Below are 13,712 nucleotides of genomic sequence, written 5' to 3'. Positions count from 1 at the left end.
GGCATAGGCAGCGCGCTTATCCCGGTCCGAATAGCGCAGGGTTGGAATACTGCCTCTTCACCAGTCGACCTGGCCGACGGCATGCAGCCCGCCCCGCGACCTGTCGCCGGCGCCTCGGAAGGCCTCGCACGATGACCGACACCACGCGCCCCGCCCCGGACCATGCCGCCGTACCCCGGCTGGAGTTGTCCACCGTCTGCACCCGGCCCGCACCTGCCGACCGGGACCTGGGCCGCGCGATCCTCGACGCCCCGCTCGTACGCGACACGGTGTGGCTGCGCTGGTCCGGGCATGACGGGATCCGCACCCTCCACCACGGCGCCGGCCTCGCCCGCGGCTGGGTGGAGAGGGACGTCGACGGCCTGGACGGCTGGGCGGCCCTGGTGGAAGGCCGACTCGTCGTCACCATGGGCTCGGACGGACGGGAGCAGCCGGTGCTGCACGCCGAGGCATGGGAGGCCGGGGCGACGCTGCACGCGGCCCTCACCCAGCACCCCGTCCACCCCGGCAACGACGGCCACGCCGACGAGCACGAGGCGTACGGGCAGGAGGCCGACGGCGAGGAGGAGGGTCTCCTGGATGACGTCTGCAGCCGCGTTCGGCGCCGGGCGGCCGGGCTCACCCTGGACGCCATCGACCAAGCCCTCGCCGCCGCGCAGATCGAGCTGCGGGTCGCCGACCGCTACGCCGACGCCGGTGACGAGGACGCCGCAGCCCGGGCCGCGGTCGTTGCCGAGGAGTGGCAGCGCATCCGCGGCCAGCTCGCCGCCGACGTCCACACGGCCTACGACACGGACCGGGACCTCGACCTCCAGCGGGCCCTGAGCGCCGAGCGCCACCGACGCGACATCGCCGACCGCGCCCGCGAGGCCGCCCACGAGGCCTGGCAGACCCTCGACACCGCGCACCGCCGCCTGGCCGGCCCCGCCGCCGACCCCCTCTACACGGCCCTCGCCCGCGCCGGCCTCCACTCCCTGGCCGACGACGACCACCAGGCCGTCCGCGAACTCACCCGCAACCTCGAGGCGACCGCGCTGCGCCAGGTGTCCGACTGGCTGGAGCGCACCCGCGCAGCGGCCCTCGCCCTGGGCGGAGACCGGGTCCCGCCTGCCCGGCCCAGGGCGCGCCGCAGTCGCCTGTGACCGGCTGTGGCGAGCCCCTCGCAGCTTCCCCTCCAGGAGGATGCTCACCATCCGCTCCTGCGCCGTCCCCTCCGCGAAGACCGGAGGCTGCGCGCCGTACGCGCCCCTGGGCCGACCGGTGAAGTGGACGAGCGTGTCGGGCAGATCAGGGTGTCTGCCGACGCCGGGAGACTTTGCCACGGAGACCTCAACTTCCTCTGAAAATCCGAATGTTAGGAGGGCTTACCGCGCGGTCCCGGGGCGTCACCGCGTCCGCCGGAGCGGCCTGCGTTACGGGCGCGGGGGAGCCGCCCGGTAGAGGCGGGGACCTGCGCGGCTCCGCGGCGGTGGAGCCCAGCGGGGGTGGCCCACCGGGTCTACGCCACCAGGATCGCAGCCGCCGAGAATTGGGCTCTGCGGGCAGGCGCTAGCGTGGACCGGACGACGTCCGCGAACAGAGGAAGCGCCCCGTGACGCAGCACAGCAGCGAGCCGTTCCGGCTGATCGTTACCGGAGGCGGCACCGGTGGTCACACGTACCCGGCCCTGACCGCGGTCCGGACCCTCCAGGCTCGGCTCGCCGCGGCGGGCCGAGCGCTGGAGGTGCTGTGGGCCGGAACGGCGGACAGCCTGGAGTCCCGCGTCGCGGCGGCCGAGGGGATCGCCTTCGCGCCGGTCGCCACGGGAAAGATCCGACGCCACCGCAACCCGGTCATGATGCTGTCCCCCGCGAACGTGCGGGACATGGCACGCGTGCCGCTCGGCATCGCCCAGGCCCGCGCCGTGGTCTCCCGCTTCCGCCCCGACGTGGTGCTCGCGACGGGCGGGTACGTCGCCGTTCCGGTCGGTGTGGCCGCCTCGCTGTGCAGCCGACCGCTCGTCGTCCACGAGCAGACGGTCCGCCTGGGCCTGGCCAACCGGACACTCGCGGGGAAGGCGACGCACATCGCCGTCTCCTCGGACTCCACATTGCCGCTGCTGTCGGAGGCTTCCCGCAAGGTGGCGGTGGTCACCGGCAACCCGGTGCGCCCCGAGGTGCTGACCGGCCACGCGGACAAGGCGATCCAGGCCCTCGGGCTGCACGGCTTCCACCGCAACATGCCGACCGTGTACGTCACCGGCGGCGCGCAGGGCTCGGAGCAGATCAACGGCCTCGTGGCCGACGTGCTGCCGTGGCTGCTGGGCGGTGCCAACGTGATCCACCAATGCGGCCCCGAAAACGTCGAAGCGCTGCGCACCCGCGCCGGCGCCCTCCCCGCCGACCTGGCGTCCCGGTACCTGCTGACGGGATTCGTCGGTTCGGAGCTGCCCGACGTCCTCGCACTGGCCGACGTGGTGATCTCCCGCAGCGGAGCGGGCACGATCGCCGAGCTGACTGCCCTGGGCAAGGCCGCCGTCCTCATCCCGCTCGCCACCTCGGCAGGCAACGAGCAGGCCCACAACGCGAGCCACCTCCACGACGCCGGAGCAGCAGTCGCGCTCCTCGGGACGGTGACGGCGGCGCAGTTGCGCGAGGCGGTCGGCCCGCTTCTGACCGACACGCGCCGCCGCACGGCCATCGCGGATCGGGCGCGCTCCTACGGTCGGCCGGATGCCGCCGACCGGCTGGTGGACCTGCTCTTCTCGGCCGCCGCCGGGCACTGACAGACAGGAGCCCGGGACGGAGGTCCGCCCCGGGCTCCCATGCGCCGCAGCTACCGGCCGGCGGGCAGGGCCCGCGTCACCGCCGCTTCCCTTCCACTGCGTCCTTGAGGGCGGAGGTGACGTGGCGTACGTCGTCCTCGGTCATGTACTGGTGGAAGGGCAGTGACAGGATCTCCCGTCCAGCCTGCTCGGTGACGGGCAGGTCGCGCCGCCACGGGGCGAAGGCGGGCTGGAGGTGGTTGGGCGGGTCGAGATTTCCCACAAAGCCGCGTATGCCGCGAGGCGACGCTCGGCAGTCTTCAGGTTGAGCTGGCGACGGTAACTGTTGACCAGGAGAAATCCGAAAAGGGTGAGGGAGGCGCTGCCAAGGGTGGCTGCGGCAGTAATGAATTGGGGAGCATTTTCGGCGGGCTGCACGTCTGTCTCCTGATCTTGTAGCGATGCCCCATGGCTCGGACTCGGGTGGTGGTGCTTGTTGCCGTTTTGTTTGACTATCACCCGGATGGGACTTCAATGCCATCCCATGGCGGACCTTGCCTTGCCGTTGCTTGCCCGTCTCGTGGTGTGGCGTGGCTGGCTCTGACGCGGCAGCCGTTGCGGGCCGGGTGGGCCCCGGCCGGGGCGGGTTCGGGGTCAGGGGGTCAGGTTGAGTAGGCCGCTTGCGTGGATGTCGATGTACGCCAACACGCCCGGGGTGTCGGTGAAGGAGCCGCAGAGCCGGCCCCATGCGAGTTTGATGCTGGTCTATTCAGCCCCGCCTGCTCGTTTGCCCGGCCCGGCCTTTGCCCGGTCGGCCGTCTGCCCGCCCGCGGCCGGTTCCCGGCTGGCGGCGACCACCGGCGCGGGCATGGGCATCTGTTCCGGCCCCTGCCGGTGCTTCCCAGGCGTGGCGGTGTCCGATGCCGTGTCCAAGCTCGGGGGCGGTCGTTGAGCGCTGTGGTAGCAGCTGCCGTCGCCGTTCCCGGCGACGGCCCACGGGTACCGTCGCCGACTCCGGCGACATGCGGGAAAGGTCGACGCCGTCGATGGGCGGCGTGGGAGGGAACGACGTGTCGAGTGAGCGTGAGAGCGCGGTCGGGGCGGACAGCGGGAAGGAGGCGACACCTGCCCGCAGGGCCGCCGTGGCGCTGATCGCTGCGCACCGGCTGCTGGGCCGGGAGGCCGGGGCGCTGGCCGGCGATGAGGAGAACGCCTCCTCGTCGAACGACCGGGCGGCCACGGTGCGCCGCAAGCAGGGCCTGTTGTGGGACACCTGCCGGTATCTGTCCGGAGCGGTCAGCACGCTCGCTTCGGTCGTCGGGCTGCAGGAGCTGGGTGTCGACGGGCAGAGGCCGCAGGATGCGTCCGGCCAGCCGTACGCGGCGCTGCCTGGGTTGGAGAACCTGGACAGCGACCTGTACACCGTGGTCCTTGAGGAGCTGGGCAAGGCCGTCGGCGCACTGCGCAAGGTCTACGTCCCCACCCGCAAGCACCCCGATCTCGCCTTTCCCGAGGACCGGGCGGCGATGGCCGGGGTGGTCGCACACCTTCGGATCGCCGTCGGGCTGGTGGAAGGCGTGTACGGCGAGGAGGACGTCGAGGAGGAGAGCACCGGTATTGGCGCCGACATCGCGGCCCTGCTGGACGAGTTGGAGCAAATCTGCGCGCCGCTGCCCTCCCAGCACGGGGAGATGAGCGACGAAGCCGTCATCGCCCGAGTCCTCGACGACCCGCGACTGGCCGCGAAGACCGCGAAGGCGTTGCGCTTGCGGAGGCAGCAAGGAGCGCCGGCCGCGCCCCCGCCTGTTCGCTGAACCCCGTGCCCTCGCCTGCCCGTTCCGGGGCCGTCCTCGGCATGTCTGGGGGTTCCGTGACACGCGGGTTGTGACGGTACTGCGCCGGGCCGCCCGCCCTGCTCCGGCTCTGGTTCCCGGTTGTGACCTGAGGGCGTTTCGAGCGCTTGAAATGCTCTCAGGTAGACCAATCCGGGCGGGTGGCCGGTTGTCCGGCGATCTGGCGGCACTCCGGGGCGTGCCGGTTTCGGTGACGGCGTGTGGCCGCCTCCCCGGCCGGCCGGGGTTCGGCGGGCGGTCCGGGGGCCGGGGCCGCTGCGGGGTGCTCCGGCAGGGCTGATGCGTTCTCAGCAGGTGATCTTGAGGAAGCGCGGTGGCGTGGTCGGGGCGTGACCGGTAGTGGTCAGCTGCGGCGGCGGTGTTGGTCCAGCCGGCCTGGCGCATCAGGCCGATGGCGAGGTTGCGCAGGGTGGCCATGGCGCGGGGCGCGCTGCCGGTGCGGACCCTGGAGGCGTCCTCGGCGAAGGTGACGTCTCGCACGTGGTGCAGGGCTTCCACGGACCAGTGGCCCTGGACGAGTTCGGCCAGGCGGGCGGGGTCGGCCTGGCCGGGGGTGAGGCTGGTGACGGCGTAGACCGTCTTCGTCTGGACCTTGCCGGTCTTGGTGCTGACGCGGCGTCGCTTGATCTCGATGGCCTGGACGGCATGCGGGAACAGCAGCCCGGCTTCGACGGTGCACACCTTCAGGCGCCGGCCCTCTCGGCGCCCGTGCCCGGCGGTGCGGGTGCGGTCCAGCAGCGGCATCCGCTGCCAGGGCAGGCGGCGCAGTTGTCGGCGCAGCCTCTCCTGGTTGCCCTTGACGACCAGGAGGTAGTGCCCGCCAGCCGCGATGATCTTCTTCGCGGTCTTGCGCTGGGTGTGCATCGCGTCGGCGGTGACGACCACGCCGCGCAGGTCAAAGCGGGCCAGCAACGGGGCCAGGGCCGGGATCTCGTTGCATTTGGCCGCCACTTGGCGCCGGGCGATGACGGTCTGGCTGCCGTGCAGGGCGGCGGCCAGCAGGTGGACAGCCGTCCTGCTGTCGGTGCGTGAGCCGCGCACCGCCTTGCCGTCCACGGCGAGGCCCACCAGGGCTTCGTCCTCCTTGACGGGATCGGCGGCATGGCGGGCGAGCCAGGCGCCGACGGCGTCGTCCAGCGCGTCGCCGTCGATGCGGGCCAGCAGTCGCCCGCGCGTGGAGGCGTCGGGCACCGCGCGGGTGAGGCCGAGCCCGGCACGGACGTGCGGATCGGCGTCGGCGGCGTACCGGGCGATCTGCGCCAGGGAGCGGGCCCCACCGAGCACGGCCGTCAGACACAGCGCCAGCAGCACGCCGATGCGGTAGCGGCGCCCGCGCACCCGACGTGGATCGGGCACGGCGGCCAGCACCTCGGACAGCGAGGCCAGCTCGTGCGGTTCGACAGACGGGCAGGGGGCGCTGCCGCCCTCGCAGTGGCGCGCGAGGACGGTGATCAGGGAGGATGACACGCGGACGCGACTCCAGGACGATCTTCGGCCTCAGAAGCCTTGATCATCTGGCGTCGCGTCTCTTGCTTCCACTCCGGTAAACCGCCCATCAGGCCCCAGAGCCGACGAACCGGTCCATCCCGCCAGCTGAGAACGCATCAGCCCTGCCTGGAGCCCCTTGCCCTTGTTTGATGGGGTGGGTGGTGGGGCGTTGGTCGGTCGGTGCGGGCCTGCGGCGCTGCTGTGGCGGCCTGGCGGCCTGGCGGGTCCCCGGGCCGGGGCCTTGCCGTCAGGTGGCTTGGGACGGCTCTGGTGGCCTGCTGGGCCCGCCGTGCGGAGGGCCTCGGTGTGCTCCCGGCGTCATGACGTCATGACGCAAGCCGGCCGCGGATCCTGTCTGGCCCTACCGGGTTCTTCCCTGGGGGTAGATCTCGGCGGAGAGCTCCTGGAGGTGGCGGTGCACCGCTGCGGGGTCGCCGGTCTGCACCCAGGTGTAGACGGCGGTGCGAGAGCGGCCGTCCAGGCTCTGCATGATGTAGCCGTCGACCAGGCCGCCGGCGCCTTGCTCCGAAGGAGTGAATTCGCACGCAAGATTTTTATGTCTTGGCCTAGCCTCGTGCGTGGCAAGTTAAGTAAGTAGACCATGAGAGTGTGATCCCCCGATATAGCGCGAATCGTTCCACGGATGGCAGAAGGCAGAAGAAATCCTCATCGGCCATTCAGCCGATCTTGGCCAATCTAACTGGAATTCTGACCGTCACTGGCCTGATTGTATTCGTCATTCTTTCTGTACTGTACGAGAAATTTTACAGTGAACTCGGAGTTTCTCCGGCGGACGTCGGCATCGGCTACACGGAGACGCTGGCACATTCTTACGGATTTGTCGTATTGCTGCTTCTGTTTTCCATCTTCCTTGTGCTGATGATGCGGGGGCTTAATAAGCTTGCGCACGGAATTGGCAAATTGGGAGCTCGGTGGCGCAGAAAAAGATACGCAAGAAGCGGGTCCGTGGGCCGTGGAAGTCGTGGCAAGCCACGGTGGACTAGGAGGGCCCGCCTGGCGTACGGGCGGTTCTTCTTGCGGCATGCCGCTGCGATTGTAGTAACCTATGTGGGGCTTTATGCGGTACTCTTCGCTAATCTTTTTCTCAATTTCAACCTCCAGGATGACCTCCTCAGTGTGCAATACGAAAATGCATCGGTTTCTCCATATAGGTGGTGCTCGCTAACTATTCTTGATATTCGGGCGCAGAAGGTTACTGCGGGTCCGGGTACGGAGCCCGGCATTATGGCTAGCCTTGAAGGAAAGAATCTATTCTATCTAGGTCTGGCAAATGGTGTATATGTCATCTATGATGCGATTGGCCCCAGTGTCTGGAGGATCTCTATTCAGAAGTTTAATCCCGTCATCGCTCCTGAAGCGACGTATTCTCGATGTATTTGGTCGTAATGCAGTAAAGGCTGCGAGACCGCGCGCGGATCAGCTGGAGCGTCAGGTTCAGGAACAGTAGCCCTGATGCTCACACCCATCGGGCCGCCCGCCCTTATAGTTTCCAACCCTGTTTTGATGAGGCTTTACGCCCTGCCGGTGCCGCAGGCCATGAGACCTGGCCGCCCGCACGCATGCTGGCCGACCCTTCCACACCCGGGCGAGGTAGGCCGTCCACGGCCCCCGTCGGCCGGGAAGCAGAAGCCGAACAACGCCAACCGCGACATGCCGGACGCCGCCTACTGGGTCCAGCGCCGGCACAACGTCGTCACCGACCTCAAGCGCTGGCTGAACAACAACGGCGCCGGGACCCGAGTGGAGATCTACCCCGTCGACCAGGCCGGCGTCCAGGAGTCCCGCCGGCGCGACATCTCCCACCGGGCGATCAACGTCCGCGGGGCTTGGGACGACATGGTCGATGCCTGGCACAGGGGACCCAACGATCCGTCCGCCGCCGAGATGCTCGACGTCATCGGCCAGGCCGTCGCCGGCGCCCACACCGATCTGCGCGCCGCCGGCCGGTACGCCGACGCCGGTGACGAGAGCGCCCTCGCCCGCGCAGCGCTCGCCTACCAGGAGTGGCAGCGCATCCGCGCAGAGGTCGCCACCACCGGCGGGACCTACGACCCGGACCACGACCTCGGCCTGCGCCGCGGCCAGGCGGCTGCCCGCCACCGCCAGGACATCGCCGACCGCGCTGAACAGGAGCCCCACCGTGACCGACGCCACCCCTATCGCGCTGTTTCCCGAGCCCGGCGACCCGTTCCCGCCGTTCACTGCCGCCGATGAGGGAGTTCATCGCCGCGAACGAGGACTGGCTCACCGTCTTTCAGCTCCCTTCCTACGCTCCCGACCTCAACCCGCAGGAGGGCATCTGGGCCCTGGTCAAACGCGGCATCGGCAACCTCGCGGCCGCCAACATCGACCACCTGGCCAAGACCGTCCGAACCCGCCTCAAGAAGATCCAGTACCGCCCGCACCTGATCGACGGCTGCCTCGCCCAGTCCGGTCTGGATATAGACGACTGACAGTGATGATGTTCGTGGTGGCGCTGTCGGCGCTACATGACCGTGCCGGCTGCATCAGAAGAGGGCTAGGAGTTCCGTCAGAGAGGTGATGGACGGCACGTTGGAGGCGGACGCGTCTCGGCGCAGCGCACGTCCCGCATAGCCGAGCCGGATCGCGGCGTCGACCAGGTCCGGATCGTCGTCGATGAACAGGCACTCTGCAGGTGCGAGCTCCAGGGCGTCGCTGGCGTGGTGGTACATGCGCGGATCCGGCTTGGTGCAGCCGAGGAGGGCGGAGATTGCATACGCCTCGAAGAACCGGTCGATCCCGAGTCCGGCGTGGAGGACGGGCAGATTGGGCCAGGCATCCGACACCACGGCCATCCGGACCTTCCGTCGGCTCAGCTCCTGCAGGGTCTCCTCGACGTCTGGATAGGTCTCCAGGAACACGGGGGAGGGGACTTCGCGGCACAGATCGGCGAGCAGGTCCGGGGTCGGGTCCACGCCGAGGTGGTGGAGCATCACCCGGTGGTAGTCGTCATAGTCGGGCGTTGATGACGAGGCGGCGAAGAAGTGGTCTCCCACGGTGACAGCCGCCGCGAACTCTTCCGGTGTGATCGAAGGGGCGTGGGCGAGGACGGTCTGCTCGAAGTCCGCTCGCGGGTTCCAACGCCCGCCGATCGGCTGCATCAGCACGCCGCCCGAGTCGAAGAGAACAGCGCGGAGACGCTCGGAAGAGGCCGGCGGTGTCGTCACCCGTCCAGTCTGGTGGACGGACGCCCACTGGTCGACCCCCCTTCGAGTCGGACGCCAGTAGCAATGCCCGCCCCGGTCAGACCGACATCACGAATTCAACTTCAGTAGCCGGGTGGTTTCGTAACCATCAGCTGGTGACGCAGCTCCTGCCGGCCCGGCCTTCGCCCGGTCGGCCGTCTGCCCGCCCGCGGCTGTTCCTGCCCGCCCGTCGGCCTGGTCTGGGTGCGTGGTCGGTAGTCTGCCCGGCCGGGCTCTGCTCGGGGGCCTGCGCGGTGGGCGGCCTGGTGGTCGTGTGCGGGCTGGGGCCGGCTGACGGCGCGGGCGGCGGTGTCGGCCGTGGCCTGGGTGCCTCTGGCCTCTGTTTCGGCGGGTTCGGCAGCGGCCGGTTCGCCGGGCTGGGGCCTCACCGTGTAGAAGGAGTTTGATCAGTGACCGAGCGGGCGGCGCCGTACCACCACACCGTCGACGCGTGGACCGTCGGCCGGCTGCGCGAGGCCTTGGCCGGCCTGCCGGACGGCATGCCGATCGCTCTCGCGCTCCCGGGGGACGGCCGTCCGGCCGCGCTCGGTGGGACCTTTGACGATGAGTGGGTCATTACCGGCACCGAACACCTGGTCACCCGGTGGGGCGGCGAGGGCGGTGAGCGGATCCAGGACCACCTCACCATTGTGGTCGACCGGCCCACCGGGGTGTGGGAGCTGCGCGAGGGTGAGCGGCTGCCGCAGCGGCGCCGGCGGTGCTGACAGGACGGACGGCGGGCCCGTGGTGCCCGCCGCCGCCCTGGCCGGTGCCGTGTGAGGTGGCCCGGGCCGGGCTGTGCTGGGTGGTTCCGTTACCGGCTATCGGTCACGGAACTCTTGCGGTCGTCGGGTGTGCCGTGTGACCTGGCTGGGTTTTCCGTCTTCGATGGCCTGTTGTTAGACCAATTTTCGGGGGTTGCGGGTCCTGGTGGGGTGTCGGGTTGCGGGGTTCGGCGGGTGCTGGTTTTGGTGGCTGTGGGTGTTGGTGTTGCCGGGCGGCGGGTGGCGGCGGTCCTGGGGAGGGTGGCGGCGGTCCGGGGGTGGTTCGGGGTCTCCGGGGGATTTGGCGTCCCGTCGGAATGCTGTCTCTGATCGCCCTGTGAATTCCGCCCGGTAATTCCGCCAGCGGTATTCGCCGGGAATTTGGGCGAGAATTCCGTGTCGCTGTTCTTGTGGGTTGGCTTTCGGTGGTGGTGTGAGTTCGGGTGGGAAATGGCGGGGTGTGGGGTGGTGGCGGGGGTTGGTGTTCGGTTTGGCGGGGCGTGGTGCTGTGTCCTCGTCGCGGTGCCTGCGGCTGGGGTGGTGGGCCTGCTGACCGGGGGGCCGGGCTGGGTGCTGTGCCGCCGTCCGGGGTGGGGTTGCGGGGTGCGTTCCGCTCTGGCCTGCTGTTCCCTGGGCCGGTCCGGGTGGCTGCTCGGGCCGGGGTGGCCGAGGCCAGGGGGCGATGGCCGGGTCTTCGTCGAGAAGTGTCGGCACCCGGCACCGCGGCTTCGCTCCTGGTCGGCTCCTGGCCGCTCGGATCGAGCCAGGGCTGGTTCGCCGACGGCCGCGGACTCATGTACCGCACGTCGTTGGGATCACGTACCGCCGTGACCTCCGGCCGACGACCCCGCCAGCCACGAGTACCAGGACGACGGGCACCACCAGGAGCGCGCCGTCGTCAGCACCGGCGCGACTGGTCGCGGTACTTCCGGCAGACCTCGTCGCCCTCCTCGTCATCGCACAAGCACGCGCCGCACGCGGCGCACAACTCCCGGCTGTCCTCGCAGCGCCGCGGCGGGTAGGTCATCTCCTCCCCACACCAACCGCACTCACGGATGTCGTGGATGTCGCCCTGCTGCTGATTCGTCACGGACGAAACGTAGCCGACAAGATCATCTGTAGTGCTGGAGCCGCCGCTGCGGCCCGCTCGCCGGTCTGCTTGCCGTGCCTGCCGTTCGGGGCGGACGCCCACTGCGCCCCCCTTGTCTGTCGCGTTGCCGGTCGGGCCGGGCCCTCTTTCGGGCTGGGCGGGTCTGTTGGGTGCCGGGGCTGCCGGTGCCTGGGTGGTGGGTGTGGTCTGGGTGGCCGTCAGGCCGCCGTGGAGGCTGTCGCCGCAGTGGCCGGCGATGCCTGGTTTTTCCTGTGTGTGGTGGTGGCGCGACAGGTGGGTGCGACAGGGTGCTGGGAGGGGGGCCGCGGCGGTTGTCCGGGTGCGGGCTTGTGGCTGCGCCGGCTGTGCCGCCGTTCAGGCCGGTGGCTCCGGCCGCCGGGGTGGTTGGTCGGTCATCCGGGCTCGGATGGTCTGGGCCGACGAAGCCATCAGGCAGGTCGGCGGCGCCGGTGGTAGGCCCAGGCCAGGGCCAGCACGATCGGTCCCCACAGCATCGCGGGTGTGATACACACCCGGGCCAGGAGCATCCACCATCCGTTGCTGAACCCCACCTCGGGCAAGATGCCCGCCCAGGCGAGTGGGTAGAGGTCGAACATCGCCACCAGGGCCAAGCCGCCCACGGTCGCCGGGATCACCGCGGCGAGCGGCGCCACCCGCCGGCCGCCGAGGAACGGCACCCAGCGCGGCACCACCTCGCCCCATCCGCTCACCAGGCCGGTGGTGAGCAGCGCCAGCGCCTCGGTGAGCACGCTCAGGCCCACCACGTAAGGCGTGGCCCACCAGATGTAGGCCGGCGCGTGCGGGTCGACCTGTCCCATCGTGAAGTTGACGGCGAACGGGAGCCGCCACAGGCAGTGCGGCAGCACGATGAACGGGAGGGCCTTGGCCAGCCTCAGGGCCCACACGGGGACGGGGCGTTCGGTGTCGCCGAGCGGAAGGGCGAGACGTGTGATCGGCATGACCCCACCGTCGCCCGAACGCCAACGACAGTGCGTCGGCCACACGCACGACCACGATCCCCCGCGAGAGCCACCTCTGGATCGTCCTGGCGGCCGACTGTTGGCAGAACCCAAGCAGCCATCTCGGAGGTCAGGTACGGGACAGCCCTCAGCCGCCGTCCCGGCCCGCCCGGTGTCGCCTCCGGCTGCGCCCCGGCCGTCGTCCGGCTGTGCCCTGGCCGGGGCGGGGGCTGCCGGCCGCCGGCCACCGCCGCCCTGCCCCCTGGCGGTCCCGTCCCCGGGGCCGCAGCCACCGCGCTGCTGCTGCGCGGTGCCGGCGTCGGGCGGCTGCTCCTGGCCGCCGTTCCCGGGACGGTCCCCGCCTGCCCGCCGCCAGGACGTCGCTGCCCCGCGCCCCCGGGCCGGCCGCCGCCACCCGCCCCGGTGCCGCCGGCCCCCTTGCCTGGCCACCCGCCGTGGCGGCCGCCGGGCCGCCGGCTTCCAGAAGAGGACGGTGCTGCGTCCGGTCGGTTGTTGCTCCCGCCTTGCCCGGGTCGTCGTCCTGTTGCTTCCCGCCGCCCGGCGGCGGCGTCGGGGCCGTCCTGCCGGGTGCCGGGGGGTGTCCCTGCTCGCGGGGGGCCGTCAGGCCGCCGTCACCGGCCCGTCAGCGCTCCTGTGCCCACCGCGTCCGTCCCTCGCCCACCGGGCCCGCACCCGCCCGGCCGGGCCGCCAGGCCCCGGCACCCACCGCCCACCGGGGGCCGTCCCGGTGCAGCGACTGCCGGCCCGTCAGGGCGATCTCGGGGGCAGGTGCCCAGCGGCCAGGAGCTGGCGCCTGCGTCCGGCCGCCTGCCCTCTGCCTGGCTGCCGGGCCCCGGTCTCCGGCCACCCCCTGCCGGGCCGCCAGGCCGGCACCCCCTCGCGGCGGGCCGCTGTCCTCTGACACGTGATCTTGACCGTTTGCCAGGTGATCTTGACGGATGGTCGACGGGAGCGGTTCTGGCATCCTGGGCGGGTGTCGAAGAAGCAGAAGCGCGCCGCGACCTTCGCCGAGGTTGTGGCAGCCATGCCGTCACCGGTGGCGGAGGAGTCAGGCGGCTCGCATGTCCACCCGCCCGTGACGGCCGGTGGCTTCACTGACGCCGGCGGCTGCTACTGGCGGCTCGCCCGCGGGCCGCTGGACCCTCGCCGGGCCAAGCGGCTCGCAGTCGACGCCGACATGATGTCGATGGGCACCTACTACGACGACCAGGCCGGGCGGTGGCTTCCCCGCTTCCTTGCGGTAGTCGAGCGCCCGACCGCCTGGGTTGAAGCGCGTGCCCGGTTCGGCGCCGCAGACCTGCCGGTCCATGAGGCGTACGAATTCACTGCGGACGACGGCCGCGTCCTCCTCTTCATCGAGACGTACTGCTGAGCTCGCATCCCGCAGCGGCTCCTGCTCGTTCCACCCCCGCTCCGAGGGCGGGCACTCTGGGCTTGGCGGTCAAGATCGCTTGGCAAACGGTCAAGATCATGTGGCAGCGGACAGCCGCCGCCCGCCTGCGGCCGCTGCCGGCCTGCCGGGCCGCCGCCCGGTGCGGGCCCGCCG

General features: G+C 70.8%; 13 protein-coding genes and 1 pseudogene. 8 read left to right on the top strand and 6 right to left on the bottom strand.

All coding sequences use genetic code 11. From position 1 onward, the window contains the following. Positions 1-131 precede the first annotated feature (131 nt). Positions 132-1,142, top strand: coding sequence for a hypothetical protein (locus tag ACIGZJ_RS17125; protein ID WP_396457950.1), 1,011 nt, complete (start codon positions 132-134; stop codon positions 1,140-1,142). A gap of 449 nt (positions 1,143-1,591) precedes the next feature. After that, the gene (locus tag ACIGZJ_RS17120) at positions 1,592-2,764 is read left to right on the top strand and encodes a UDP-N-acetylglucosamine--N-acetylmuramyl-(pentapeptide) pyrophosphoryl-undecaprenol N-acetylglucosamine transferase (RefSeq protein ID WP_396457949.1); all 1,173 of its coding nucleotides are present in this window, start codon (positions 1,592-1,594) and stop codon (positions 2,762-2,764) included. A gap of 76 nt (positions 2,765-2,840) precedes the next feature. On the opposite strand, the gene ACIGZJ_RS17115 is transcribed toward ACIGZJ_RS17120, so the two are convergent. Next, positions 2,841-3,026 (bottom strand): DegT/DnrJ/EryC1/StrS family aminotransferase, encoded by a 186-nt coding sequence (locus ACIGZJ_RS17115; RefSeq protein ID WP_396457948.1) that lies wholly within the window; start codon positions 3,024-3,026, stop codon positions 2,841-2,843. Positions 3,027-3,813: 787 nt separating this feature from the next. On the opposite strand from ACIGZJ_RS17115, the gene ACIGZJ_RS17110 reads away from it, so the two are divergent. Continuing rightward, the gene (locus ACIGZJ_RS17110) at positions 3,814-4,557 is read left to right on the top strand and encodes a hypothetical protein (RefSeq protein ID WP_396458188.1); all 744 of its coding nucleotides are present in this window, start codon (positions 3,814-3,816) and stop codon (positions 4,555-4,557) included. 483 nt (positions 4,558-5,040) lie between these two features. On the opposite strand, the pseudogene ACIGZJ_RS17105 reads toward ACIGZJ_RS17110, so the two are convergent. Beyond that, positions 5,041-5,907 (bottom strand): annotated as a pseudogene (locus ACIGZJ_RS17105) (ISAs1 family transposase); the annotation flags it as partial. Positions 5,908-6,445: 538 nt separating this feature from the next. Continuing rightward, a complete protein-coding gene (locus ACIGZJ_RS17100) occupies positions 6,446-6,574 on the bottom strand; it encodes a hypothetical protein (RefSeq protein WP_396457947.1) in 129 nt (42 codons plus the stop codon). Between the two features lie 119 nt (positions 6,575-6,693). Between ACIGZJ_RS17100 and ACIGZJ_RS17095 the strand changes: the two genes are divergently transcribed. The 3 genes from ACIGZJ_RS17095 to ACIGZJ_RS17085 all read left to right on the top strand — a co-directional run bounded on the left by ACIGZJ_RS17095 (position 6,694) and on the right by ACIGZJ_RS17085 (position 8,558). Beyond that, positions 6,694-7,491 carry a hypothetical protein gene (locus ACIGZJ_RS17095; RefSeq protein WP_396457946.1) on the top strand — a complete coding sequence of 266 codons (798 nt, stop codon included), beginning with the start codon at positions 6,694-6,696 and terminating at the stop codon, positions 7,489-7,491. Between the two features lie 264 nt (positions 7,492-7,755). After that, a complete protein-coding gene (locus tag ACIGZJ_RS17090) occupies positions 7,756-8,319 on the top strand; it encodes a hypothetical protein (RefSeq protein ID WP_396457945.1) in 564 nt (187 codons plus the stop codon). Continuing rightward, positions 8,316-8,558 (top strand): transposase, encoded by a 243-nt coding sequence (locus tag ACIGZJ_RS17085; protein ID WP_396457944.1) that lies wholly within the window; start codon positions 8,316-8,318, stop codon positions 8,556-8,558. The genes ACIGZJ_RS17090 and ACIGZJ_RS17085 overlap by 4 nt, the downstream gene beginning before the upstream one ends. A gap of 54 nt (positions 8,559-8,612) precedes the next feature. Here the strand turns inward: ACIGZJ_RS17085 and ACIGZJ_RS17080 are convergent, their stop codons facing one another. After that, positions 8,613-9,293, bottom strand: a complete 681-nt coding sequence (locus ACIGZJ_RS17080; RefSeq protein WP_392939588.1) for an HAD family hydrolase — start codon at positions 9,291-9,293, stop codon at positions 8,613-8,615. Between the two features lie 428 nt (positions 9,294-9,721). On the opposite strand from ACIGZJ_RS17080, the gene ACIGZJ_RS17075 reads away from it, so the two are divergent. Beyond that, positions 9,722-10,036: a DUF6225 family protein gene (locus tag ACIGZJ_RS17075; RefSeq protein ID WP_396457943.1), complete on the top strand. Its 315-nt coding sequence runs from the start codon at positions 9,722-9,724 to the stop codon at positions 10,034-10,036. 937 nt (positions 10,037-10,973) lie between these two features. On the opposite strand, the gene ACIGZJ_RS17070 is transcribed toward ACIGZJ_RS17075, so the two are convergent. Both ACIGZJ_RS17070 and ACIGZJ_RS17065 read right to left on the bottom strand, forming a co-directional pair. Then, positions 10,974-11,165, bottom strand: a complete 192-nt coding sequence (locus ACIGZJ_RS17070; protein WP_396457942.1) for a hypothetical protein — start codon at positions 11,163-11,165, stop codon at positions 10,974-10,976. A 449-nt stretch (positions 11,166-11,614) separates the two neighbouring features. Next, positions 11,615-12,145 (bottom strand): hypothetical protein, encoded by a 531-nt coding sequence (locus ACIGZJ_RS17065; protein WP_396457941.1) that lies wholly within the window; start codon positions 12,143-12,145, stop codon positions 11,615-11,617. 994 nt (positions 12,146-13,139) lie between these two features. Between ACIGZJ_RS17065 and ACIGZJ_RS17060 the strand changes: the two genes are divergently transcribed. After that, positions 13,140-13,538 (top strand): hypothetical protein, encoded by a 399-nt coding sequence (locus tag ACIGZJ_RS17060; protein WP_396457940.1) that lies wholly within the window; start codon positions 13,140-13,142, stop codon positions 13,536-13,538. The last annotated feature ends 174 nt before the right edge of the window (positions 13,539-13,712 follow it).

It is taken from the genome of Kitasatospora sp. NPDC052868 (assembly GCF_044547105.1).
Classification (GTDB): Bacteria; Actinomycetota; Actinomycetes; order Streptomycetales; family Streptomycetaceae; genus Kitasatospora.
The sequence above is the reverse complement of the archived record's forward strand: the minus strand, read 5'-3'. Positions and strand labels throughout refer to the sequence as shown.

Excerpts from the sequence above, each read along its gene's own strand:
- ACIGZJ_RS17125 (WP_396457950.1), top strand. The coding sequence starts at position 132 with ATGACCGACACCACGCGCCCCGCCCCGGACCATGCCGCCGTACCCCGG.
- ACIGZJ_RS17100 (WP_396457947.1), bottom strand. The coding sequence starts at position 6,574 with ATGCAGAGCCTGGACGGCCGCTCTCGCACCGCCGTCTACACCTGGGTG.
- ACIGZJ_RS17090 (WP_396457945.1), top strand. The coding sequence starts at position 7,756 with ATGCCGGACGCCGCCTACTGGGTCCAGCGCCGGCACAACGTCGTCACC.
- ACIGZJ_RS17085 (WP_396457944.1), top strand. The coding sequence starts at position 8,316 with ATGAGGGAGTTCATCGCCGCGAACGAGGACTGGCTCACCGTCTTTCAG.
- ACIGZJ_RS17065 (WP_396457941.1), bottom strand. The coding sequence starts at position 12,145 with ATGCCGATCACACGTCTCGCCCTTCCGCTCGGCGACACCGAACGCCCC.